This window comes from Butyrivibrio sp. NATIVEDY162, assembly GCF_045999815.1.
In the GTDB taxonomy this organism is placed as follows: domain Bacteria; phylum Bacillota; class Clostridia; order Lachnospirales; family Lachnospiraceae; genus Butyrivibrio.
Genome location: NZ_CP172573.1, coordinates 3,207,297 through 3,232,915, shown reverse-complemented (window position 1 = coordinate 3,232,915; position 25,619 = coordinate 3,207,297). Strand labels below are relative to the sequence as shown.

Annotated in this window: 24 protein-coding genes; 1 reads left to right on the top strand and 23 read right to left on the bottom strand. The window is 41.8% G+C overall.

From position 1 onward, the window contains the following. Positions 1 to 33 precede the first annotated feature (33 nt). Positions 34 to 942, bottom strand: coding sequence for a hypothetical protein (locus tag ACHCNF_RS14105; RefSeq protein ID WP_408070384.1), 909 nt, complete (start codon positions 940 to 942; stop codon positions 34 to 36). A 364-nt stretch (positions 943 to 1,306) separates the two neighbouring features. Between ACHCNF_RS14105 and ACHCNF_RS14100 the strand changes: the two genes are divergently transcribed. After that, positions 1,307 to 2,128, top strand: coding sequence for an Rpn family recombination-promoting nuclease/putative transposase (locus ACHCNF_RS14100; protein ID WP_408070383.1), 822 nt, complete (start codon positions 1,307 to 1,309; stop codon positions 2,126 to 2,128). A gap of 91 nt (positions 2,129 to 2,219) precedes the next feature. Here ACHCNF_RS14100 and ACHCNF_RS14095 read toward each other — a convergent pair whose 3' ends face one another. The 22 genes from ACHCNF_RS14095 to ACHCNF_RS13990 all read right to left on the bottom strand — a co-directional run bounded on the left by ACHCNF_RS14095 (position 2,220) and on the right by ACHCNF_RS13990 (position 25,612). After that, a complete protein-coding gene (locus tag ACHCNF_RS14095) occupies positions 2,220 to 3,254 on the bottom strand; it encodes an aldo/keto reductase (protein ID WP_408070382.1) in 1,035 nt (344 codons plus the stop codon). 328 nt (positions 3,255 to 3,582) lie between these two features. Then, positions 3,583 to 4,956 carry a sugar transferase gene (locus ACHCNF_RS14090; protein ID WP_408070381.1) on the bottom strand — a complete coding sequence of 458 codons (1,374 nt, stop codon included), beginning with the start codon at positions 4,954 to 4,956 and terminating at the stop codon, positions 3,583 to 3,585. Positions 4,957 to 5,150: 194 nt separating this feature from the next. Further along, positions 5,151 to 5,831: a hypothetical protein gene (locus ACHCNF_RS14085; RefSeq protein WP_408070380.1), complete on the bottom strand. Its 681-nt coding sequence runs from the start codon at positions 5,829 to 5,831 to the stop codon at positions 5,151 to 5,153. A 166-nt stretch (positions 5,832 to 5,997) separates the two neighbouring features. Further along, complete coding sequence (locus tag ACHCNF_RS14080) at positions 5,998 to 6,777, bottom strand: class B sortase (protein WP_408070379.1); 780 nt, start codon at positions 6,775 to 6,777, stop codon at positions 5,998 to 6,000. Positions 6,778 to 6,790: 13 nt separating this feature from the next. Continuing rightward, entirely contained in the window at positions 6,791 to 7,804 is a 1,014-nt protein-coding gene (locus ACHCNF_RS14075) for an LCP family protein (protein ID WP_408070378.1), read from the bottom strand. A 48-nt stretch (positions 7,805 to 7,852) separates the two neighbouring features. After that, complete coding sequence (locus ACHCNF_RS14070; protein WP_408070377.1) at positions 7,853 to 8,434, bottom strand: hypothetical protein; 582 nt, start codon at positions 8,432 to 8,434, stop codon at positions 7,853 to 7,855. 11 nt (positions 8,435 to 8,445) lie between these two features. Then, on the bottom strand, positions 8,446 to 9,309 hold the full coding sequence (locus tag ACHCNF_RS14065; protein WP_408070376.1) for a polysaccharide biosynthesis tyrosine autokinase: 864 nt from the start codon (positions 9,307 to 9,309) through the stop codon (positions 8,446 to 8,448). Positions 9,310 to 9,366: 57 nt separating this feature from the next. Continuing rightward, on the bottom strand, positions 9,367 to 10,098 hold the full coding sequence (locus ACHCNF_RS14060; protein ID WP_408070375.1) for a YveK family protein: 732 nt from the start codon (positions 10,096 to 10,098) through the stop codon (positions 9,367 to 9,369). An 80-nt stretch (positions 10,099 to 10,178) separates the two neighbouring features. After that, complete coding sequence (locus ACHCNF_RS14055; RefSeq protein WP_408070374.1) at positions 10,179 to 10,904, bottom strand: CpsB/CapC family capsule biosynthesis tyrosine phosphatase; 726 nt, start codon at positions 10,902 to 10,904, stop codon at positions 10,179 to 10,181. 224 nt (positions 10,905 to 11,128) lie between these two features. Continuing rightward, entirely contained in the window at positions 11,129 to 11,311 is a 183-nt protein-coding gene (locus tag ACHCNF_RS14050; protein WP_408070373.1) for a DUF4250 domain-containing protein, read from the bottom strand. Positions 11,312 to 11,327: 16 nt separating this feature from the next. After that, positions 11,328 to 13,916 carry an ATP-dependent chaperone ClpB gene (gene clpB / locus ACHCNF_RS14045; protein WP_408070372.1) on the bottom strand — a complete coding sequence of 863 codons (2,589 nt, stop codon included), beginning with the start codon at positions 13,914 to 13,916 and terminating at the stop codon, positions 11,328 to 11,330. A 174-nt stretch (positions 13,917 to 14,090) separates the two neighbouring features. Further along, positions 14,091 to 14,732: an HdeD family acid-resistance protein gene (locus ACHCNF_RS14040; RefSeq protein WP_408070371.1), complete on the bottom strand. Its 642-nt coding sequence runs from the start codon at positions 14,730 to 14,732 to the stop codon at positions 14,091 to 14,093. Between the two features lie 41 nt (positions 14,733 to 14,773). Continuing rightward, on the bottom strand, positions 14,774 to 15,415 hold the full coding sequence (gene yihA, locus ACHCNF_RS14035) for a ribosome biogenesis GTP-binding protein YihA/YsxC (protein ID WP_408070370.1): 642 nt from the start codon (positions 15,413 to 15,415) through the stop codon (positions 14,774 to 14,776). A 62-nt stretch (positions 15,416 to 15,477) separates the two neighbouring features. Further along, on the bottom strand, positions 15,478 to 16,752 hold the full coding sequence (gene clpX / locus ACHCNF_RS14030; RefSeq protein WP_408070369.1) for an ATP-dependent Clp protease ATP-binding subunit ClpX: 1,275 nt from the start codon (positions 16,750 to 16,752) through the stop codon (positions 15,478 to 15,480). Positions 16,753 to 16,781: 29 nt separating this feature from the next. After that, positions 16,782 to 17,387 carry an ATP-dependent Clp endopeptidase proteolytic subunit ClpP gene (gene clpP, locus ACHCNF_RS14025; RefSeq protein ID WP_408070368.1) on the bottom strand — a complete coding sequence of 202 codons (606 nt, stop codon included), beginning with the start codon at positions 17,385 to 17,387 and terminating at the stop codon, positions 16,782 to 16,784. Positions 17,388 to 17,592: 205 nt separating this feature from the next. After that, entirely contained in the window at positions 17,593 to 19,044 is a 1,452-nt protein-coding gene (gene tig / locus ACHCNF_RS14020) for a trigger factor (RefSeq protein WP_408070367.1), read from the bottom strand. Between the two features lie 160 nt (positions 19,045 to 19,204). Then, on the bottom strand, positions 19,205 to 19,810 hold the full coding sequence (locus tag ACHCNF_RS14015) for a CYTH domain-containing protein (RefSeq protein WP_408070366.1): 606 nt from the start codon (positions 19,808 to 19,810) through the stop codon (positions 19,205 to 19,207). A 63-nt stretch (positions 19,811 to 19,873) separates the two neighbouring features. Next, on the bottom strand, positions 19,874 to 20,425 hold the full coding sequence (locus tag ACHCNF_RS14010; RefSeq protein WP_408070365.1) for a DJ-1 family glyoxalase III: 552 nt from the start codon (positions 20,423 to 20,425) through the stop codon (positions 19,874 to 19,876). Between the two features lie 57 nt (positions 20,426 to 20,482). Beyond that, entirely contained in the window at positions 20,483 to 22,060 is a 1,578-nt protein-coding gene (locus ACHCNF_RS14005) for an extracellular solute-binding protein (RefSeq protein WP_408070364.1), read from the bottom strand. Between the two features lie 15 nt (positions 22,061 to 22,075). Further along, positions 22,076 to 23,116: a LacI family DNA-binding transcriptional regulator gene (locus ACHCNF_RS14000; RefSeq protein ID WP_408070363.1), complete on the bottom strand. Its 1,041-nt coding sequence runs from the start codon at positions 23,114 to 23,116 to the stop codon at positions 22,076 to 22,078. Next, positions 23,109 to 24,644: a 4-alpha-glucanotransferase gene (gene malQ, locus ACHCNF_RS13995; protein WP_408070362.1), complete on the bottom strand. Its 1,536-nt coding sequence runs from the start codon at positions 24,642 to 24,644 to the stop codon at positions 23,109 to 23,111. The genes ACHCNF_RS14000 and malQ overlap by 8 nt, the downstream gene beginning before the upstream one ends. Before the next feature lie 41 nt (positions 24,645 to 24,685). Further along, positions 24,686 to 25,612 (bottom strand): carbohydrate kinase family protein, encoded by a 927-nt coding sequence (locus tag ACHCNF_RS13990; RefSeq protein WP_408070361.1) that lies wholly within the window; start codon positions 25,610 to 25,612, stop codon positions 24,686 to 24,688. Between the last annotated feature and the right edge of the window lie 7 nt (positions 25,613 to 25,619).

Genomic DNA, 25,619 nt, shown 5'->3' with positions numbered 1-25,619 from the left:
CAGCAAAATACCACCGCATGAGCCATTACATATCTACTTTTTCACTCTCCTCCAAGCTTTCGATGATACCTTCGAATTATCCTTTTTAGGCCGCGTAAAGGATATAGTCCCACCTGATATTTTGCCGCTTACAGACTGGTGGCACTCAGAGCAAAGGATTACTATTCTGCCGGTTTTCTTAGTGTGTTTGTAATAGTATTTTCCATTGTCATGTTTGCCGCGAAAGGATGCCGTTGTGCCCGATGCTTCCCTGGTGTTTCTACCACAAGTCTTGCATGAACGCTCCTGAACCACCTTAATTTTTTTACCTTTTACCTTAACAGACTTAACTGACCAGTCTCCATATTTATGTTTACCTGTGGGAGGGATAGATTCTGTCTTTGTGGCATTGCACATTGTGCAGGTACCGGTTTTTATGCCCTCATCTGCGCAGGTGGCTGCCCTTGTCACCTTCCATTTATATCTGTGTTCTAACCTGCTGCCTGATTGCTCCGACGTAGTAAAGCCGCAAACACTGCATGTTCTTTCAGTTATCTTTGGCGATTTGCATGTTGCACTTTGCGTTTTAGCTCTCGCAAATCTATGGCCTTTTGCCGGTATCTCTTCTGTTTCTATTACCTCGCTACAGTTTTTGCATATGTAGGATTTCACCCCCGGCAAAGTGCATGTTGGTTCTTTGGTTCTTTCCCATTTGCATTTGTGATCAAGCTTGGGAATAATCTCTGTTTCAAGAATTTCCTCACAATCCTGGCATATCCTTATATCTTTACCAAATCTGCTGCAGGTTGGTTTAATCACACTAACCCATTCATATTCATCGTGCATGCAATTTTGAGCATGCACTGTGGTAGTCGTCATAACCAATATGTATAGAGATAAAACTCCCGCAAAAACAATAGTTACAGCCATACGCCCACTCTTCCTGGCTGCTTCAATATTCATATAAATAAAATCCTCCTGTACTAATTTTTTCTGTTATATAACAATGTAAAAAATATCCTGGGATATCTTCTGCCATTTGTCTAACGGCAGACCTCGTCAAGAATTGACGTGAGTATGAAAATATCACTTTTCAAAAGTGAAAACAAGTGCCTTAATATATTCTTAAGAATGTCTTCAACAAATCTTAAACATCTCACATTGTGTTTAATTTTTGTTTTTAACACTTGCATTATGATTTTAAATGTGTTATTTTACTTAAGCATCATTTCTGATGCCTCCGATTGAAATCATTCATTCGGATTTCCCATTAAATATTATTTGTGCACAATAATGGACTAAAACAAATAATTACTAAGGAGATTTTATGCTATCTGAAGAAATAACTACTGACTCCAACGTTCAATATCAGTATATGAACGCTACCGGAGAAATAAAATATAATATGACCAATGACTATATGTTCAGAATGGTTTTGCAACGAGACAAGAATACTCTGACCAATCTTATCAGCTGTGTGCTTGATATTCCTCTGCACATGATACTCGATGTAAAAATAGAAAATGTAATTGAACCCGGCGCTGCAATTAATAACAAAGAGTATCAGCTTGATATAATGGTTCTGCTAAATGGCAATACTTATATCAATCTAGAGATGCAGGTCGTAAACTACAATAACTGGCCTGAGAGGTCTCTTTCATATTTGTGCAGACGCTTTGATAATGTCAGCCGTGGCAAGGATTATTCCACCGTAAAACCTGTGTACCATATTGGTTTTCTTGACTATACTCTTTTTGAAAATCACCCTGAGTTCTTTGCCAAATATCAGATAAGGAATGCGCAGGATGGGTACCTGTATACTGACAAGTTCAATCTTTATGTGATAGAATTAAATAACATCAATCTTGCATCTGATTATGATAAGCGCCTCGGTATTGATAGCTGGGCAAAGCTTTTTAAAGCAACTACATGGGAGGAAATACAAATGATCGCAGAAGACAATCCTTCAATGAAATCCACAGCCGAATCCATTTATTTATCCAACTCAGACTTTGCTATACAGGAGCAGTGCCGCGCCAGAGAGGATGCGATTGCACATGAAAAATTCCAAAAAGAGCTTATAGATCATCAAAAAGATGAAATAGAACGTCTGACAAAACTGTTAGATGACAATGGCATAAAGCATTAAAAATAATCTTTGTCAATGTGACCCTTTCCAACACAAATATGAAGGCTAATTCCTACATTTTACCGGAATTAGCCTTTAACTATCATAATATTCACACTGTCCTGTTACCGGCCAGCACTTCCCTATAATCCTCAAGATTTTTCACAAGAAGATCAGGTATTTGTAACTCATAAGGACATTTTGAAAGACACGCGCCGCATCTTACGCAGTCCTCAATCTTGTTCATCTCTGCCTGCCAGTGGTCAGAGAGCCAGCTCTTACTGGGAGCACGTCTTAGCATCAGTGACATTCTGTTGCACTGATTGATCTGAATTCCCACAGTACATGGCATGCAATACCCGCATCCTCTGCAGAAATTGCCCATGAGCTCTTTTCTTTCACTCTCGATAAATGCCTTGATTTCATCTGTCATCACAGGCGTTTTATCCATAAATGACAGCCACTCATCAAGCTCTTTTTCTCTTTGAATTCCCCAGATCGGTACAGCACCGTCAAACTGGCTTACAAATGCCATAGCAGCCTCGGAATGGGTTATAAGCCCACCTGCCAGGCCTTTCATACAGATAAAGCCAACATTATTCTCATTACAGATTTTAACAAGTTCTTTCTCTTTATCATCTGCAAGATAGCTGAAGGGATACTGGAGTGTCTCGTAAAGTCCTGATTCTGCAATCTCTTTTGCTACTCCAACCTTGTGTGCTGTTCCGCCAATATGTCTTATCTTGCCCTGTTTTTTCGCCTCAAGCATGCACTCATACATGCCTGTCCCATCACCCGGTTTCCAGCACTGTCCCATAAGATGGAACTGATAAATATCAATATAGTCAGTCTTTAGCTTCTCCAGTGAGGTCTCCAGATGCTGCCAGAATTCTTCAGGAGTTTTTGCCCCTGTCTTAGTAGCAATTATTATATCCTCTCTTTTTACATATCCATCTCCAAAGGCAGCTCCCACCTTCTCTTCGCTGTCGCTATACGCTCTTGCGGTATCAAAAAATCGCATGCCTCCATCGTATGCTTTTCTAAGGAGTTTTACCGCCTCCTCCAATGATACTCTTTGAATCGGAAGGGCACCAAATCCATTTTGCGGAACGCTTATGCCGGTACGTCCCAATACTATATTTTTCATAATCAAATCCCTACCTTTTATACAAAAATTAAAGTCCTAATTGAATTAATTATATGGTCTATACAAATCATGTTCAAATAAATTCTCAATTAAAAAATGAAAATCTTTTCACATATATCATTTTCCCAAATAAGAAAATCCGGACATAAAAAAGAATGTCGCTTGCGACATTCTCGCGCCGAGCGCGGTTGCAGAATGCAACATATTCCTTTCGCGCGAGTGCGCATCCTCGCGGAGCGTTTTTGTATCATAGGAAAGCATTTTCCTATGATACAATAAAAGCTCCTTCGCTAACACAAAGGAGCTTGCAATTACATCTAACAATCATTTATCCAACTCTTCTGGCTCGTCTATTCATAAGTCTTACCATTTCTTTTTCAAAGCCTTCCGTACTTTCACCTTGGAACATAACTTTTACTGTCAGCATAATAAGTCTCAGATCAAGTCCAAGTGACTGATTCTCTATATACAAAAGATCCAGCCTAAGTTTATCAAAAGCTGATGAGTTATACTTCCCGAATATCTGTGCATATCCCGTAAGTCCGGCCTTAACCTTCATACGGTATTTAAACTCAGGAAGTTCTTTACAGTAAATATCAACGTGCTCAACTCTCTCAGGCCTTGGGCCAACAAAGCTCATCTCCCCTGATAAAATGTTAAATACTTGAGGAAGTTCATCCAGCCTGTATCTTCTGATAACCCTGCCAACTCTTGTAATTCTTGGATCAAAGCTGATTGTTGGTTGTACACCCATAGCCTCTGCATTAACTATCATGCTTCGGAATTTCAGGATTTCGAACACTTCTCCATCCTTAGTGCATCTCTTTTGTTTAAAGAAAACCGGTCCTCCATCCTCTATTTTTATAGCCATCGCTATGAGAAGCATAACCGGAGCAAATCCAACAGTAAAAAGAATGCCAAAGCATACATCAAATATTCTTTTTGCATTCAGCCTCTTATGATCCTCATAAACATAATCATATTTCATAAGCGGCGTATCAAGAAGATGTCTTGTGGAACAGCCCTGAAGAATTATATCCTCTATTCTCGGAGTGAAATAAAAATTCTTATGCTCATCTATGCATTTCTGCATGTACACTCTTCTTTGTTCTACAGATAGACCATACATGATAACCGTACAACATTCTGCTAATTTTTCTTCAAACGCTTTTGAAGCAATCGACTCATATTCAACATATCTAAAATCGAATAAATGGCTATACTTCTTTAATAATCGCTCTTCAAATCTGGAAGCTTCTTCCCTTGATACCCAGCTTCCTATAAGCAAAAGTGTTTTCTGCGGAGTAACACAATTCATAAAGTATCTTTTTGAAAAGATTATTATAACTGTCGTCCCTATAATCTGCATTGCAGCAATTATCGCACCGGGAATAAAGCTCGTATACCTGTTGCGAATCAGATTACATTCCACATAAAGAATCAGATCTGCTATTCCAAACGAAATAGTTTGGGACAAAACCATCTCCGCAATTGAAGAAGAAGCAATTCTGAAAGCATTATACAGATTGCATAATCCGTTATAAATAAAAACGTATACAATTATCGAGATAATACCGCCAAGCACATAATACGTCTGAAACGCGTTTTGGTTGTAATACATACACCAGATATATGCAAACAGTCCAATATTCCAAAGCATCACAAAGAACTTCGCAGTATGCGTTACTCTTTTGCTCTTCAAATTGTTCCCCTCATACGCCTAAGAAAAACCGGCGCCTTTCTCACCAGAGCTTTTGCTCTTCCTTGAGCTATATACTGTCCTTTGTTTTCTGAACAAATATCCCAAAACATGTTCAGAAATATATGACTTCTTGTGGCCAAAAGCGAAAAATATCCACAAGAATCTATAACTCTATATGGTCATCTCCAGGATGATCAATTCATCTTTATAAAGGCGAAAGTGCCTGTCTTATAAACTGTACAGATAACATGTCCTTCTCTTGTCTCATCGACCTGAACCTCCTGCCAGGTTCCGTTTGGTCCCATCTGATAAACCTTGTAGATGTCGCCGTCGTGAGCTCCGTACACCTTAAAGTCTACCTGCGCTTTACTGAATCTGACACCCGGAGCATAAGTCTCAACCACGTTTTTAACGCTTCCGCCAATCTGTGCTGCAAGAACCTTAGCTGAAGCAACCTTTCCGCTGGTGGTCTCTCTCATAACGAAGGTTGCTCTTGTCTTAACGCCACAGATAACGAGCTTTCCGCCCTGTCCTACGGCATTTACACAGTCAAGCCCGGGAGCCTTTGTAATGGTATGATAATAAGGTGGCTCAGCAACACTTACATTTCCACCGTTTCCGCCTCCGCTTCCGCCGGGCTTAATTGTAACCTTGGGAGTCTTATTACCATTAGATTTAATTGTAATCTTATAATTGTAATTATTGTTATTAGTCACGCTATGATTGCTATAGTCATATGTGGTTGTTCGATTATCATAAGTTATCTTAATGGCATCTGCCTTAGGCGAATAAATATAATAATTGTCCGCCTTAGCCGGAATTGATAATGTCATAACTCCCACCAACGCTAATGCAACTGCCGTCATCTTTCTCATAACAGTTCCCCTTTCTGCGCTTTCACGCATAACTCATAAGAATAACCTTGATTATATTTTATCAAAAATCCGACAAACTAACTAATTAAATAATTATAAAATCAGCATAAACACTAACGATTAATTTACTTAATAACGATTAATCCAGATTTTAAGCCGTCTAACCTTAAGGTGCGGAGGTATCCCTATCTATTTTTCCTGCCGCATCGCCTATCATACACCCCACAACAACCCACTGTTTATCAGGATTGTCAGGATCAACTGTCGTCAGTGTGACAATAAAGTTATCAGGATCAACTCCCTGTTCCCAACCATCACGGAAGTTTGTCTTGGTATTCCAGTTTTTTTTCATATCATCCAGATACTGCCTGCATCCTGCTTCATCAGTAAAATCGTACTGCATAAATACATTGGTATTATCTCTTTGATATGCTGTCCACACCTCATAAGTCAGCACATTGTCCGGAAGTATTATCAGGAATCTGTCATGCTCATCAAAAAACTTCTCATCCGCAAAGTTCCACAGTTCGGAGAACAGGTCTCCTTTCTTAGTCGTAGCTCCGTGGATCACAGTGTTGAAGTCACACATATCCATAAGGTTATAGGACTCAATGAAAATTCCACCGTTTTTATCTGTTTTTATACCTGTGCAATCGTGGCTAAGGTAATAGGAATCATCCCCATCCATGTTCTGTGCTACAGGATAATCTATCCCTGTCCCGGGCACATAAATCCACGCAAAAATATCCGGATTAGTAGCTGTCAGCTTACTAAAATCCACCGAATTATCCGAAGCAGTCTCTTCCATTGTTCCGCTGCTACCGGAATTTGACGACACTGTCTGATTTCCACATGACGCAAGAACTGCCGCCATGGTCATACCAACCAGAAATATTCCCCCGTCTTTAAGCAATTTATAAGCTGTCCATTCTTTATATCGACACATAAATCTCTTTCCTTTACCCCTGTATATCTACTTTTTCATAAAAAGTATCAAGGAACAGTTTATATAGTTCATCCTGATCAGGATAGAATTCCTCGTACTCTTCCCCAAGCTGAGTTTTTCCCTCAAGAAGCTTTAAACTGTTTTCATCGAAATCATAACCCGCAACAGTTGATGCAATATATGAAAGCTGATCCGCAGATACATCTGTTACCATCTGCTTACTTATTGCTTTGTAAATATCCACTGCAAGTGTAGGCTGAGTTATGGTCTGTTCCTTTACCTTTTGCATGAAAGCATTAAGATAGATTTTTTGCCTTGCAAGGCGCTTATCCGCGGAACCAATCTGCGTCATATCTCTGCTTCGTAAAAAAGCAAAAGCAGCATCACCGTCAAGATGCGTTTCTTCCCCTGCCTTAAAGCTGTACTTTCCACTTGAAAAATCATCCGTCGGTATCAGGTCTACTCCACCAACCGCATCATTTATTGTTTCTATGGCACTCATGTTTATTGCAGCATATCCATGTATGGGCAGCTGATAAAACAGATTGCTGACGGCTCTCTCCTCAAGCTCACAGGATCCTTCCACGCCGTCTCCAAAACCATGCTGAACTGCAATCTGAGCCTTGATAGTATCGATATAATTTCCATACTCATCATACATTTCCACGTCTGTCATGGTATTTCTGTTTATACCTATGACTTTTGTCGTCTTATCATGTGGATTGAAAACAAGCAAAAAAAGTGCATCCGCCTGGCCGCCATTTATCTCGCCATAAACCGGAGTCACTTCTTCATCTTTTTTATCTATTCCCATTACGAGGAATGTCATTATATCCTCGTTATAGTCGTATATTATGCCATCATGCTTAACCCAGTCGTCCTGCCACTGCATGGCATTCTCAGCCTGAGTCAGTACCTCAGTACTTGTGGTAACAGGTGCACTCTTGGCATTTTTTGCAAAAAGGCCGGACTTACCAATCACCCTTGTAACTTCAAAAGCTCCAAGAGCAACTAAAATAAGTGTCACCACTATGCACCATATGAGTAGAATTTTATTAACGCCATTCCTCATATATCAGTTACCTGTAGCATCGACCTCCTGGCTGCTGCCCTCGGCAGATCCTGCCCCCGAGTTCTCTGCCCCTTCGTTTCCTTCGGAACCTTCTCCCTCTGTAAAGCCTTCTGTATCACCAAATCCTTCTGTATTAAAACCGTTTGAAAAAGCTTCCGTATCAAATCCCTCTGAGCCGGAGCTTGTCCCTGCATTTTCAAATACTCCATAGCCATCAGCACCGGTCATGTATTCATCTGAGCGGCCTCTGATGCTCTCTATATCCGCATTAAAAATTCTTGACTGCTTTGTAACATTTCCTGCCTTGTCGCTGACAGCATAATAAACCACAGCAGCACTCTGCTCCTCGTTGAATATTGTCTTCTCAACAACTATCCTGTCCGTGATATCACCATCCACTGCATCATAAGCCATGACGCCATTCAAAAGATCCTGTTCCTTAGTGTCCGCGTTATAGGTAAGGTCGTAGGAAGTGAATCTCATCTCAGGCTCGGCTCTGTCTGACATGTTATAAAACCAGACAATGAATACAGCCATCACTATGCTTCCGATTGTAAAAAAGAATGCCAGTATATTGCTTTTCACTTAAAGCTCCCTCAATCCTTTCTGACAACTCCATCAATGTAATCAAGTTCATCAAGATTTCCCTTTGTCCCCGACGGTTTTTGTGCAGTTCTCTCTGCAGCCTTTTGAGGTTGTAGGGTCCTCTTGGGATTTCCTCCGGTCATGCTTCCGTTATCGGAATTATCCTCTTTTCCATAATATCTTCCGTAATACTTACCGTAATATCTGCCATAGTATTTACCATAATGCCCATAGACACCGCCAGTCATATCCACCTTGTTGAGCACAGCTCCGATAACCTTTGCTCCTGCCTTATCAAGCTGTCCCTTAACTCTCTGGGCAAACCTGTAACTTATGGCATTGTCCTCTATGACCATCACCGTTCCATCACACTGTTTTGCAATAACAGCGGCATCAATAACACTTCCAAGCGGCGGAGTGTCTATGATTATATAATCGAAGACATTTTTCATATTATCCAGGATCTTACTGAATATCTGACCTCCCAAAAGCTCACTTGGATTAGGTGGTATAGGGCCTGAAAAGATAACATACAGATTCGGTGTATCGGTCTCACAAATTACGTTTGAGAGTTTCTCTCTTCCAACAAGGCAATGAGTAAGTCCAAGCCTGACCGATCCTGTCTTATATCTTCCGACCATTACGGACTTTCTCATATCAGCATCCACCAGAACAGTCTTCTTTCCGGCTTCCGCAAATGCCCTTGCCAGTGCCATAGATACGCTGGACTTGCCCTCTCCTGGTGTACAGCTGGTAATGGAGATTGCTCTCATGTCCTGTCCGCTGAACTCTACGTTACTTCTAAGCGTTTTGTAGGCTTCCTTGATCTGGTAGTTATTCTCAGATTCACTAAAATGTAAAGTGGTCTGCTGCATATATTCCCCTCATACTCTGTCAATTGCATTCGTGATGGTAAAGCATAGCTACTATTTTCATGCAGTATTCTTACTCTTTGGTCTGCTGTGTTTTCTCTTGCCGTTCTGTTCATCTGAAATCGCCGGTATCATGGCAAGTGTGCTAAGTCCCAAGTAGGCTTCAACATCGTCGCTGGACTTAATGGTATCATCCATCAGATAGTTAAGGATTATTACTGCAGATACAACTATAACTGCGGCAATTCCACCGATCATTGTCCATCTTTTAGGGCTCGGACTGTATTTTTCTGTAGGCATATTTGCAAGCTCTGCAACGTTAATGGCATCGATATCCATAACATTCTGGATGTGCTTGGAGGCAACTTCCCGCACACAGTTGGCTTCTTTCATAGCCATCATAGGATCCGAATCCCTTACTGTTATTGCAACGATGCGAGTATCATCAGGTGTGCTGATAGATACCAAATCGTTGAACTCGTCATATTCCATATCGAGATGCAGCGTCTGAATAACCTCTTCAAGCACATATCTGCTCTTGATCAGCTGAGCATAATCCTGTGTCAGCTGCGTTGATATCTGCACATCGGAATAGGTTACAGTCGCGCCTTCTTCTTTGTTCAATATATAAATTTTTGTAGTAGAGGAATACAAAGGAGTCAGTACGAATTTACTGACAAAAAGACACAGCAGTGCAAAGAACACTCCCGCGCTCAAGATAAGCCATGCTTTCCCCAGCAGGACTGCGAATAATTCTCCCAAATTAATTTCAATTACATCATCTTTTCCCATACACCCCTCATACTATGTAAGCATTATCCCCATAAGCTCGCATCAAAGTCCCTAAACTTCAATGCTTTATTGATAAAGTTTTATATTACCTCGTTTCTAAGCACCTTCATCGCATTATCATGAAAAATCCTCAATGCGAAATCTTCTCCCAATCTGCTCTCCACAAAATCTCTGCAATCCAGAAGATGTGGGGCTCTTGAGCCGTTGTCGTGGGCATCTGTAGCAACAAAATGCACCATATCGCGCTTAATAAGTTCTCTGGTAAAATGTCTTATCCCAAGTCCATACTTACCCATAACGCTATTTGCGTTAACCTGTATATATATTCCCATATCCAGCAGCTCGTCAACGTACTTCACATGTCTTGCCATATCAGCATATCGCTCAACATGAGCAAGTATAGGCCTGTAGCCTGAGGACTGGACAGTATATAAAGCGTTATGTATGGTCTTATACATATCTGTGGGATGGAACTCTATAAGTACATAATCCGATCCGGCAAGGGTGGATGCTCTGCCACTTTCAAGTTCTCTCACAGCAGAATCGCTGTAGTATATTTCATTTCCGGGGAAAAGTTGAACGTCAATGCCTTTTGCATTAGCCCTGTCCATAAGCTGAGCAGTGTACTCAATCAGATGATCCGGTCGCACATTATGATGCATAGGCTTGTGATGCGGCGTAAGAATCATACCCTTGGTGCCTTCAGAAATCGCGGTCTTCAGCATAGCAAGACTGGTATCCACATCAGGCGAGCCATCATCCACGCCGGGCAATATATGGCAATGAATATCAATAGATGGTACCACTATTTTAAACTCCCCAACCCACTACAACTTGTACTTTCACACTATATATTATACTTCATGTGGATTTTTATAGCAATACATAAGGAAATACGCATTATTCATGGTATTACAGGTCTGTAAAAGTATCTATAACTTAACTTCCCACATCCAAATATCCTGCGAGCACAGAAAAAATGGAGCTCGTAGAGGATTAGGATGTGGGAAGTAGTTTTAATTGATAATATTTACAGGAAAGAGTTTTTTTCCTCACTGTATTTGTAGCCGATGCCCTCTAGTTTACTCACAATTGAGGATAGTTCATCACTGCTTATATCCAGTCCGTCAGCCAGACTTTCAAGATCCTTGTAATTGTCTCGAAGTTGCGTGTTTATGTAGCTAAGTAATATAACAGGGTCCTTTGGTATCATTTTTGCTCCTTATCTGTTATTGTTTCACAGGGCGAGCCACCAAAGCATCGCCCTCCACATCTATCTCTATTGTATCATGAGGCATAACCTTATCCTCAAGTATAAGCTTTGCAGACAATGTTTCCACATACTTCTGTACATATCTCTTAACCGGCCTTGCACCATAGTTTGGATCATATGCATTATCTGCTACAAACTGCTCAGCAGCAGGTGTGAGCCTTATACTGATCTCTCTGTCTGCAAGTCTGTTATTTAGATCATCAATAATCAGCTTCACAATACCACTGATATTATCTCTTGTAAGAGGTTTAAACAGAATCATCTCATCCAATCTGTTTAAGAACTCCGGTCTGAAGCGGGCATGGAGCTCATTCATCGTCATATCCTCTGCTTCTTTGCTGATAGTGCCATCCTCCAGGATACCATCAAGAAGATAAGGTGCACCGATATTGGAAGTCATTATAAGTATTGTGTTCTTAAAGTCGACAGTTCTGCCCTGAGAGTCAGTCACACGTCCATCATCAAGTATCTGAAGAAGAACATTGAATACATCCGGATGTGCTTTTTCCACCTCATCAAAAAGTACCACCGCATAGGGTTTTCTTCTTACAGCCTCAGTTAGCTGGCCACCTTCCTCATAGCCCACATATCCGGGCGGTGCTCCTATAAGCCTGGACACGCTGTATTTCTCCATGTACTCACTCATATCGATACGGACGATGTTGTTCTCATCATCAAAAAGTGCTGCCGCTAGACTCTTTGCAAGCTCAGTCTTGCCAACACCTGTAGGTCCGAGGAACATAAATGAGCCTATCGGTTTGCCGGGATCCTTTATCCCTGCCTTCGAGCGCATAATCGCCTCTGAAACCTTGGTAACAGCTTCATCCTGTCCAATCACTCTCTTATGAAGCTCATCCTCTAAGTGAAGAGTCTTATTTCTCTCGCTCTCAGTAAGCTTGGCTACAGGAATACCGGTCCAACGCGATATTATTCTTGCTATCTCTTCATCAGACACACGCTCATGTACAAGTGACATATCTTTCGCGCCGACCTTCTGCTCTTCTTCCTCCAACTGTTTCTTCAATTCCGGAATCCTGCCATATTGAAGCTCACTGGCCTTCTCAAAATCACCCTTCCTCTGGGCAATTGCAAGCTCACTGTTAGCACTCTCAATCTCCTCACGAATTATAGCCAACCTGTCTACAGCCTCTTTTTCATTGGTCCACTGTGCCTTCTGATTATCAAAATCCGCCTTTAATTCAGCAAGCTCCTTCTGAAGATTTTCCAGTCTCTCCTTACTCAGTGAATCATCTTCCTTTTTCAGCGCCGTCTCCTCTATCTGCATCTGCATGATTTTTCTGTTCATCTCATCAAGCTCTGCAGGCATTGAATCCATCTCGGTCTTTATCAGTGCGCAGGCCTCGTCCACAAGGTCAATCGCTTTATCCGGCAGGAATCTGTCTGAGATATATCTGTTACTCAAAGTAGCTGCACTGACTAATGCCGAGTCCATGATCTTTACACCGTGATATACCTCATAGCGATCCTTCAGACCTCTTAGAATACTTATAGTGTCCTCAACTGTGGGCTCAGAAACCATTACAGGCTGAAAGCGTCTCTCCAGAGCTGCATCCTTCTCAATATACTGTCTGTATTCATTAAGGGTGGTGGCGCCTATGCAGTGAAGTTCTCCCCTTGCAAGCATGGGCTTTAGCATATTTCCTGCATCCAAAGCACCGTCTGTTTTTCCCGCGCCAACAATAGTATGAAGCTCATCTATGAAAAGTATGATCTCTCCGTCTGATTCCTTGACATCCTGGAGTACAGCCTTAAGTCTCTCCTCGAATTCTCCTCGATACTTAGCTCCTGCTACAAGTGAGCCCATATCCAGTGAAAAGATTTTCTTATCCTTAAGATTCTCAGGCACATCTCCTTCAGCAATTCTCTGCGCAAGAGCCTCAACAACCGCTGTCTTACCTACGCCGGGTTCACCTATCAAAACCGGGTTATTCTTGGTCTTTCTGGAAAGAATCCTGATAACATTTCTGATCTCAGCATCTCTTCCGATAACAGGCTCCAGTTTCTGTGCCTTAGCCTTAGCAACAAGCTCTGTTCCATATTTTTCAAGAGTATCATAGGTAGCCTCGGGATTATCCGAAGTTACTTTCTGGTTCCCCCTGACCTCTGACAGTGCCTGAAGAAATCTGTTTCGGTCTATTCCAAAGGCCTGGAAAATGTTTATCATCTCACGATTCGGATAATGAAGCATTGCGAGGAAAATGTGCTCAACAGACACATATTCATCACCCATAGCCTTCATCTCGTCCTCACTCTTAAGAAGAATCTTATTAAGATCTGCTCCCACATAAGGACTTCCTCCCTGAACCTTGGTTCTCTTTTTCAAAGCCTCATCAACCCTTGAAAGAAACACATTAGTGTCTATTCCCATCTTCTCTATTAGCTTGGAAATAATGCTATCCTCTATGGTCAACAGGCTATATAAAAGGTGCTCCTGTTCTATTTCCTGGTTGCCGTAGTCAAGTGCAACCTTCTCCATATTCTGTATTGCTTCGATTGATTTTTGTGTAAATCTGTCTATTTTCATAACTATCACCTCTCTTACGGGCTTGGTAGTTTTCTACTGTTCTACAACTGTTATAACACGATTATTAGCACTCGTCAATAGAGAGTGCTAATAATTTTTTAATGCAAAAAAACCTGCAAGACATGTAATTTTGTCTTACAGGTTCCCATTCATTTTCAGAGTTTAAACAGGATATCAATTATCCAAATCCCTGCTTTCCACATCTATGATCTGTTTTCTCACCTCTGTATGAGGTTCAACCTCAACGCTATCCACATCAATTATCTCTTTATTGTTCACCTTATCAACCTTGTGAATCCTGGATATGATCCAGAGATTTGAAGCTCCGTTGTAAGCAAGAGCCGCCCCTATTATCTGAACCACATATTTGACCATGGTTATCGGGTTGAAAACAAGGAAAGCACCTGCCGCAATTGTAACCGCAGCGAGAATAAGCGCAACCCACCAGTTTTTATAGCTGTTTCTCCCAAGGCTCAATGTCTCGCCCAGGTTCATAAGTCCGCTAAAAAGCATGATCACACCGGCTATAACAGGTATAATTGCCTCGAAGAATTCCGGATTTATCAGGATCCAGACACCAACCACAGCTATGACAAGCCCAAATCCCACAGAGCTGTTCTTCGTAAGTACATTCTGATTCTTGGATGCTATTCCTGTAAGTACAGATATGACTCCTGCCGCAAGTACCACCGCTCCAATAACCTTTGTAAGGATATTGAGAGATGTTCCCGGAAGAAATATAAGTACCAGTCCAACTACCAAAAGCGCTATCGCATCCACCAGAATATTCTTTTTAAGTCTTACAAAAAATCCCATATCAGTCACCTTTTCATGTAGTATTAAATTATCAGAAATTGTTACTGGGTTTCCTCCTCAGAGCGCTCTTCATCAGAGCCCTCTTCCTCCGCTCTGCATTCCTCTAGAAGTCTGTCCATCAGATCATAGATTTCCTCTCTTCCGGCCTTACTCTGTGCTGAGAAAGGAAGTACCATACCCTCTTCAGGCATCCCCAGTGTGTTCTTTATCATCTTAATGTGCTTCTCATGCTGACTAGGTTTGATCTTATCTGATTTAGTGGCAATAATGATAGGATTAACACCCTGTGAAACAATCCAGTCATACATCATCTTATCATTTGCAGAGGGTTCATGTCTGATGTCTATCAGAAGAAAAACCTGCTTTAGCATAACAGATTTATGCAGATAGTTTTCTATCATCTTTCCCCATTGCTTTTTCACAGAATCAGGAACCTTTGCAAAGCCGTATCCCGGAAGATCCACCAGATAGAACTCATTATTTATGTTGTAGTAGTTAATAGTCTGAGTTTTTCCGGGTTCCTGACTTACGCGCGCATAATGCTTACGATTCATAAGGCCGTTTATCAGCGATGATTTTCCTACATTACTTTTCCCCGCAAATGCGAATTCCGGCTTATCATTCTGTGGCAGTTTACTTGTAATGCCTATTACTGTCTCAAGATTAACTTTTTTAATTACCATAAAAACCTCTCCCGGATTAAAACAGGCAGAGATGCAAATGCATCTCTGCCCGAAGCTTACTGTTACTTAGCAGGCTTAAGTCTCTTTGCCTCATCCTTATATACTATAAGCGGGCTTGAAGAACCATTTACCGCTTCTTCAGTTACAACACATTCAGAAATGTTATCATCTGAAGGAATCTCATACATAACATCCATCATAGCCTTTTCCATGATAGATCTAAGTCCTCTGGCTCCTGTCTTTCTCTCATGAGCAAGGGCTGCTATCTTATCAATAGCATCATCCTCAAATGAAAGCTTTACATCATCGAAGTCAAAAAGCTTCTGATACTGCTTAACAAGAGCATTCCTAGGTTCAGTAAGGATACGAACAAGAGCCTCTTTGTTAAGTCCTTCAAGTGTTACACAGATCGGTACACGTCCCACAAATTCCGGAATAAGTCCGAACTTGGTAAGATCCTGAGGTGTAACCTCTTTTAAGACCTCACCGATCTCACGCTCACTCTTGTCTGCAATCTCAGCATTAAAGCCGATGGAATTGCGGTCAAGTCTGGCCTCCACAATCTTCTCAAGGCCATCGAAAGCACCACCGCATATAAAAAGAATATTGGATGTGTCAATCTGGATAAGTTCCTGATGAGGATGCTTACGTCCACCCTGCGGAGGAACGCTGGCTGTTGTACCCTCGATTATCTTAAGGAGTGCCTGCTGAACACCCTCACCCGATACGTCACGGGTTATGGATACGTTCTCACTCTTCTTGGTTATCTTATCGATCTCATCGATATAAACAATACCATACTGTGCTCTCTCAACATCATAATCAGCTGCCTGAATGAGCTTTAAGAGAATGTTCTCAACGTCCTCACCTACGTAGCCCGCCTCTGTAAGAGTTGTGGCATCAGCAATAGCAAAGGGAACGTTGATAATCTTAGCAAGTGTCTGTGCAAGGTAGGTCTTACCTGAACCAGTGGGACCAACCATGATAATATTGCTCTTCTGAAGTTCAACTTCATCATCAGCATTATGTGCCTTGGGAGCCATGACACGCTTGTAGTGATTATATACTGCTACTGAAAGAACCTTTTTAGCTTCATCCTGTCCGATTACATAATCATCAAGAAAATTCTTGATTTCAACAGGTTTTAATAAATTAATATCCCTGTCATCGTGTGAAACAGGCTCATCCTCGAACTCTTCCTCGATGATATCTGCACATATATCTACACATTCATCACAGATATAAACACCTGCGGGACCTGCAATCAGCTTTTTTACCTGATTCTGTGTCTTGTTACAAAATGAGCAACGAATTTCACCGTTGTTTTTTCCTGCCATAATTTGCTTTCCTTCTAAAAAAATTTATATTACTTATCCTTTTCCTCATCCTTAGGTCTTGACTCAATAACAGAATCGATAAGACCATACTGAAGAGCCTCCTGAGCTGTCATCCAATTATCGCGCTCAGTATCAGCTGCAATCTGCTCATAAGGCTTTCCTGTATTCTCAGATAAAAGTGTATTCAATTTCTCTTTTGTACGAATGATATGCTTAGCCGCAATCTCTATCTCTGTAGCCTGACCCTGAGTTCCGCCAAGGGGCTGATGAATCATGATCTCAGCATTGGGCAGAGCCATACGCTTACCCTTAGCACCGCCGGCAAGAAGGAATGCACCCATACTTGCTGCCATACCAATACAAATTGTACTAACATCACACTTGATGTAATGCATAGTATCATAAATAGCCATACCGGAAGTAATCTCTCCACCGGGGCTGTTGATATACATATGAATATCCTTACTGGGATCCTCAGCTTCAAGGAACAGAAGCTGTGCAACTACAACACTTGCGGATACAGAATTAACTTCTTCTCCAAGAAAAACTATACGCTCTTTTAAGAGTCTTGAATAAATATCGTATGAGCGCTCACCGCGACTCGTTTGCTCTATGACATAAGGTATTAAACTCATTTAAATCGCTTCCTCTCTCTATTATTTTTACAAATATACCAATTTATTATAACTCATTTGATAGATTTTACGCAACCATAGAACAAAGAGTGTTACTTCCATAGCGGAATTCTTTTATTCATAATAAATCCAAAAGCAATTCCTATGATATAAAAAACCTCCCAGAATCATCCGACTCTGAGAGGTCATATTTACAATACGGAAATTACTCTTCTTCCTTCTTAGCTGCTGTCTTACGTGTGCGCTTCGGCTTCTCCTCAGCTGCTGCATCGTCAGACTTCTTAGCTGCTGTCTTACGTGTACGCTTCGGCTTCTCCTCAGCTGCATCATCAGACTTCTTAGCTGCTGCCTTTCTTGTTGTCTTCTTTGCACCAACTTCCTTAGCGTTCTCTACAAGGAACTTAGCTGCCTTCTGAACAAGAAGGTCATCCTTAAGGCTCTTGATCTCACGGTCGCCCATAAGCTCCTTAACCTTGTCAGCTTCCATGTTGTACTGCTTAGCCATCTTCTCAAGCTCTTCCTGGATCTCATTTTCAGCGATCTCGAACTTCTCTGCTGCAGCAACTGCTTCAAGAACAAGTCTTGACTGAATACGCTCGATAGCCTGAGGCTTAACCTGCTCAAGGAGCTGCTCAACAGTGTTACCTGTATACTGCATGTACTGCTGCATGTTCATGCCCTGGTACTGAAGTCTCTGTGCAAAATCATTAACGATCTGGCGCTGCTGAGTCTCTACCATCTTCTCAGGAAGCTCCATCTCGGAATCCTCGATAACAGCCTTAACTGCTGCGTCCTCGCGCTGTGCCTTAGCCTCAGCCTCTTTGCGCTCAGCAAGCTTCTTCTTAACGTCTTCCTTGTACTCAGCTACTGTCTCAAACTCTGAAACATCGCTTGCGAACTCATCGTTAAGTTCAGGAAGTTCTCTTGTCTTTATAGCCTTAACTGTGCACTTGAAGGTTGCGTCCTTACCTGCAAGATCCTCTGAATGATAATCCTTAGGGAAAGTAACGTTAACTTCACCCTCTTTTCCAATCTCGAAGCCTACAAGCTGCTCCTCGAACCCGGGAATGAATGAGCCTGAACCGATTGTAAGAGGATAATCTGTACCCTTACCACCTTCAAATGCTATGCCATCAACAAAACCTTCGAAATCAAGAGTAACGATGTCGCCATCCTCAACCTTGCGGTCTGTTACTTCGATAGTTCTTGCATTTCTGTTGCGCTCCTGATCGATCTCAGCGTTAACTTCTTCGTCTGTTACGTCAAGATCCATCTTCTCAACCTCAACGCCCTTATATTTGCCGAGCTTAACCTCAGGCTTAAGAGCTACAGTTGCTGTAAAGATGAAAGGCTTGCCGGCTTCAATCTGTGAAACCTCGATATCAGGATTGGAAACAACGTCCTCACCGCACTCATCAACAGCCTTAGGATATTCTTCATTGATAACTTCGTTAGCTGCATCCTCAAAGAATACTTCCTTACCATACATACGCTCGATCATGTGACGAGGTGCCTTACCCTTACGGAATCCGGGAATCTGGATCTTATTCTTCTGCTTGTTGTAAACCTTGTCGATTGCCTTGTCAAAAGACTCAGCTGCTACTTCGATTGTAAGCTTAGCCATGCTCTTCTCGAGCTTTTCTACTGATACGCTCATTGAATTATTAATCCTCCTATTACTACATATCTAACTAAGACATTAAATTATTACACATAAACTGTGCTGTTTTATCTATGTTAAAACGACCTGTACTATACTTCCTTGGCACAGTCGCCTACAGATTATAGCACAGGTCAAAATTATTTTCCACATTAATTTAGAGTTTTTCAGCACTCATGTGCGCGTTACTATATCTGACATCACCGGTGACATCCTCCAAGAACCAGTCAGCAGGCTTATAAGCTGCTGCCGCTTCTTCACTTGGAAACTCGACCTCCGCCAGAATCCTCCCATCGAAAGGAGTATCAAATACATCCAATTCTATTTTAATATCTTTAGAAGTCATGGCGTCACGGATTTCCGGATTGTTCGAACAATAATCCTCCGAAAACGCATCATCATTGAGTGGTATAAGATACCTCTTTTTCCTTATTACATTTCCATCTGCCTTGGCAACAAGATGTTCATAGGACTCCTTATCAAGGAGCATGTTGTATTCCACCTGTCCTATTTCTTCCTGTCCTTTGTCCTGCAGGCTTTTGCCACTAACTGCTCCCTCTTCCGTGGGCGCCTTGGCAAATCCCTCTGCAATTCCAAAATCCTTCTTTCTCTTATATGTCATATAGTACTTATCATCCTGCCGTCTTACTCTTATCGCAGGTATCACATTAAGATAACCCTGCTCAATAATATGAACAGGGTATTTTTCCAGATCATCCGGCAAGTGCTTCACTGTATATTTTCTTTCTATTTCTATTCCCATCTCTCAGATTGTCCTAATTTTCAAATTCTTATATTATGTGGTGGGTAAAAATCAAAAAATGACCTATACCCTGAACACTATTTTCTTTCCAAGTTCATCAGCTGCTTCTTTACCGCAGAAGCGCTCTACAATAGCAAGTCCAAAGGGGATTGCCGTTCCCATTCCGCGGCTTGTTAAAATATGTCCGTCCACAGTGGTCTCTGTCATCTGAACATCCGCTCCCTTTAGCTCGCCTTCAAGCCCTGGGAAGACACACGCCTTTTTGCCCTGAAGAAGTCCTGCTCTTCCAAAAACTCCCGGAGCTGCACAAATTGCGCTTATGTACTTTCCTGCTGCATCAAAGGCACGAACTTCTTCCATAAGCTTCTCTGTTTTCTCCAGATTGGTTGTACCGGGCATTCCTCCCGGAAGAACCAGCATATCCATCTCGTCAAATCTGACGTCCTTAAGAAGTTTGTCTGCCTTAACCTCTATTCCATGCGATCCTGTCACCTGAAGGTTTTCCATAACAGAAACCATATCTATATTCAGTCCTGCTCTCCTGCAGATATCCACAACTGTAAGACCTTCAATCTCCTCAAAACCATCTGCCAGAAAAATTGCTATATTTGCCATCGTATATCCTCCCTTTTCTCATACCTTATATATCTGTAATTTAAGCATGTCAGAACATCAGTCTATCTTTATTGCACCACTGTCAAACATAGCGGCGCGTTCCTCCAGGACCTCATCAAGTCCAAGCTCCTGAAGCTTTTCGTACTCTACCTTCTGATTTTTGTCAAAATCCTGTTCAGGACAACATATCAGATTATATGCATACTCAACAAGAGCAGTATCTAACTCAACCTGATATTTTACTTCAGAGTCCAGCACTGTACTTGATCTTGGAAAAACAAACTGATCTGTTACACATATATCATAGAAATGTTCAAACCATTCCTTGTCTTCCCACTTACAGTTTTCCGACCATGTCGACACCTGAGCTTCTTTCTTATCCATGAACTCAAAATGCTCGTTCACAAGACAGTAATCATCAGGGTTACCTGGATATCCCAATGCATAGAGATCCTCTCTCGACATGGACATCGCCGCCCCGTCAGAAGTGGTTTTATGTTCAGGCGTAAAGTTTACCATCTCGGCATTTTTAGGATCTGCAAGCCAGTTGAGATACTTAATTACCGCATCGGTTTTCTCCTTGCTGGTGGCTGGAACCATCACAAACAAGCCAAAATCAGGCTCTGCTATGTTGCGATATTTGCCATCTTCAAGCTCACAACACAAAATCGGGTCAATCTCAACATTTGGATCCTTCTCCTTCATCTCTGATATATAAGAAAAAGGAGCCGTGGCATCATCCAGGAAAAATCCTGCTCTGCCATCAATAATATCCCTTGTGTATACCTCATTGCTCTTATCCGCAGCAAAATCAAGTGATATAATCCCATCATTATAGAGTTTGTTCAAAACTCTAAGTCCTTCTTCTGCTCCATCTGCAACAACCATATACCTCTCGCTGTAGATATATGCGTCCCTGTCAGAAAGCTTTGTTACATACGAATCCACAAATTGCTGATAGAACCTCTCAGAGCTGGTGTCACCACCCATAGCCCACGGGATTACATTATCCACTCCGCCGGGGTTTCTCTCCTTAACCGCATATAAATAATCCAGAAGTTCCTTCTTATTCGTAGGAACAGGCATGCCAAGTCTGTCGCACCAGTCCTTGCGTATATACGCCATATGTCTTGGTACCTTGAAGCCTCTCTTTTTCATAACGGCAATCTGGAGATCATTATATGCACCTATGTACTGGATATCGCCGACATATTCTTTTATGTTGTCTCCATACTTTTCCAGAGACCGAGTAAGATCAGCAACTTTACCCTGCCTTGTCATGTAGCCGAAAACGGAAGGTGAATATGTGAAAATTATATCAGGTGCGGTGCCCTCATCCACCATTTTCTTGATTGTAGTATCAGAGGTTGCTCTATCCACACTGACAAAATGAAGGTCGATTCCATAGTCATCCTTCACCTTTGCTCTGATCCAGTTCGCAAGAGTATTATCATCCGCTGTGTACCCTTCCGGAAAATTGCCTCTGTCCCAGACCATGCAGGTTATCGTATTTTCATCATATACTCCACTTTCCGATGTGACTGTCTCCTCATTTTCAAAAACAGAGCATCCCACACAGGAAAACAAAAATGCTGCAGTTAAGCCTAAGCTGATCACCCTTGAAAAAATACGCATAGCTCATCCTCACTGTTACTTTGCATATCTTGAAGTAGATTCACCGACACAGAGCTCAGCAGGAAATGTAATGTGCCTATGACTGCTTCTGGACTCTATTATGTCAAATAAAAGCTTTACAGTTTCTCTGGATATCTGATCAAGTGGCTGTCTTATGGTTGTAAGTCTTGGATTTATGTATCTTCCAATTTCCATCCCGTCAAATCCGCAGACACTGATGTCCTCAGGAACCTTAAGGCCTGCATCCGCTATTGCACGTATAGCGCCTACCGCAAGCATATCCGTAACGCAGAAAACCGCCGAAAATTCCTTGCCTGCGGACAACATTCTCTGCATAGTCCTATAGCCGTTTTCAACTGAAAAGTGCTCCATGTACTGATCCACATAAAATATCAGATCTTCATCCAATGTCATCCCTCGTTCAAGATACGCATCCATATAGCCCTCAAGCCTGAGATGCCCCACAGATCTTCTACCCATAGCCTCAGTGATTATAGCGATATTTCTGTGCCCCAGATTCATAAGGTACTGTGTCATGTGTCTTGCTTCGAGTCTGTCATCAACCGAGACAGTAGAAAACGCGTTTCTTCCATCTTCCTCAAGAGATGAAGCTCCTATTGTGGAAAAAACAGCAGGAATTTTAAGTTCAGTAAGCTTTATCCTTGATTGCTCGGAGCCGCCTCCAAGGAATATTATCCCTCTGAGTCTCTTCTCCATCTCAAGTTCCAAAGCTACGTCAGCCTCTTCCTGGTCATCCTCTACATGCCGAAGTACAAGTGCATACTTATGCTTGTCTATCTCCTGCTCTATGATATCGATCACAGGAGAAAAAAAGGGATTAGTAACGCCCTTTATAAGTACACCGATGCATTTAGCATCGGTGCGTTTAAGGTTACGCGCACTATCATTGGGAACAAAACCTGTTTCCCTAATGACAGCCATTATTTTTTCTCTGGTCTTAGCACTCACATCAGGATGACCGTTTATCACCCTGGATACCGTACTTACACCGACGCCACATTTTTTTGCAACATCAACAATGGTAATTTTAGACATTTGCACTTCTTCCGTATGTACGAGCCATATCCAGCATACGCTCAGCAAGCTCATCGGTAAGAGCATCGTCCTTCATACGCCATGTCCAGTTATTGCCAAGTGTTGAAGGTGTGTTGATTCTGCCTTCTTTTCCAAGTCCCAGATAATCCTGCATAGGAATTATTGCGGTGTTGGAAACTGATGAAAAGGTCGCACGAATAAACTCCCATACCACATCCTTGTTGGTCTTGATATTCAGGTATTTCTTGGCAAAGCGCTTATCCTCTCTCGGAATCGTATTGTACCAGCTTAGAGTAGTGTCATTATCATGAGTTCCCGTGTAAACTATGCTGTTCTGAGTATAGTTATGTGGTAGATAGTCACTCTCTTCTCTGGCATCAAAAGCAAACTGTAATATCTTCATACCGGGGAATCCGGTTTTCTTAACAAGTTTAAGTACAGAAGGTGTAAGGAATCCCAGATCCTCTGCAATAACTCTGATATCGCCAAGCTCCTTCTTCATTACCTCAAAAAGCTTGTACCCGGGTCCCTTGACCCATTTACCGTTTTCAGCTGTGGGATCACCATAAGGAATTGAATAATATTCATCAAATCCCCTGAAATGATCAATACGTATAACATCATAAAGCTTATAGCAACCCTTTATTCGGTTAAGCCACCACTTGAAACCTGTTGATTCATGATAATCCCACTTATAAAGAGGGTTGCCCCAAAGCTGACCTGTTCTTGCAAATGCATCCGGCGGGCATCCTGCAACTGCTATGGGCATGTTCTTTTTATCAAGCTGGAAAAGCTTCGGATTAGCCCATGTGTCAGCTGAATCAAACGCAACATAAATCGGAATGTCACCTATAATATCAATTCCCTTGCTGTTAGCATATGCTTTTAAATCGAACCACTGCTTCATGAAAAGGAACTGAATGAACTCGTGAAATTTAATTCTGTCTGCATGTTTAGCCTTAGCTTCCTCAAGAGCCTCTTTTTTCCTGAGTTTTAAATCCTCAGACCACTCAACCCAGCTAAGCCCGTCATAACGCTTCTTAAGTGACATATAAAGAGCATAATCAGGGAGCCAGTCCGTGTTGTCCTTCACAAACTTATCAAATTCCTTCTTGAATTTCGGATCTGCTTCAGCAGTGCTGTCAACTGAAAGTCCGCTTTTAACAAACGCATTATACAGCACAACATATCGTGTCTTGAAAAGTCTTGCATAATCTATAACAGTATCATTGGAACCAAAGTTTACCTTCTCCAATTCTTCCTCTGTAAGGAAGTTCATCTCAACAAGCTTCTCAAGATCAATAAAATACGGATTCCCTGCAAACGTAGAAAAAGACTGGTAAGGTGAATCACCGTAGCTTGTAGGCCCCAGCGGAAGAATCTGCCAGTAGCTCTGTCCTGTCTTTGCCAAAAAATCCACAAACTCATATGCTTCCTTCGAAAAAGCACCAATTCCATACTTTGAAGGAAGACTGAATATCGGCATCAAAACGCCGCATGCTCTTTTACTTTTTACTTTTTTCGCCATGTCACTATTTCCTCTTTTTTATTAAAATGCCTCCGGAACATTTACAGGCCGTTATCTCTGATTCCCCAGATGAGATTACGCCACTGCTCCATCTGCTCTGTCGTCATGAAACCATTGGATGTTCCCATATATCCAATCTTGTAGGATGAGAACAGGAGCGCATTCTTGATGGAGTTGACAGAATCCTCTGTCTCCTGATAATAATGCAAAAAGCATGAGAATAAAGCATTACCGGCTCCAACGGTATTGACTATCTCGTTAGTCTTAACCGTCTTATAGTCAGCAATGAACTCACCCTTTCTGTCAAAAAGAATAACGCCCTTGGAACCACGTCCCATGATGATAATATCTGTACCGTAGGTTTTACTGATTCCTCTTATGAAATCATAGGGATCCTCCTCAAGCTGATCATCTGAGAAATAAAGGATAGATGCAGCATCAAGGAAATCTCTGTTATATTTTTCTTTTTCCCTGCAGAAATTACGAATATTCACTGCAACCCTCCTGCCGTGCTCAGCAGCAGCTATAGCAAAAGGTCTGCAGAAATTCGCATTAGCCAAAACTACCATATCGGCCCAACCGGCTAACGGTGCAAACATGGACATATCATAGACTTGATCGCGCAGATCCTTGATATCTTCAAATATCTGTCTCCTGCGTTCCTTATCATAGAGAATTACGCAGTTAGGAGTTTCCTCCATATGTTGAACAACATACTTGGTCGACAATTGAATATTTGATCCCGGAGGATTCAGGTCTTCAACATCCTTATCCCTTCCGATGATTGACATGAATTCAACCTCATCCCCAAGCCATCTGAGAGCAAGAGACTCATTATAAGCATCCCCGCCAAGTCCGGTGTAGATGGAGTTCACCTCTGTAGTAAGTGGCGCATACTCTATCGGAACCTTGTTGACTCTTACAATTGTCTCAACCTGTGTGATACCTGCTACGACGAATTTTCCCATGTGTGCC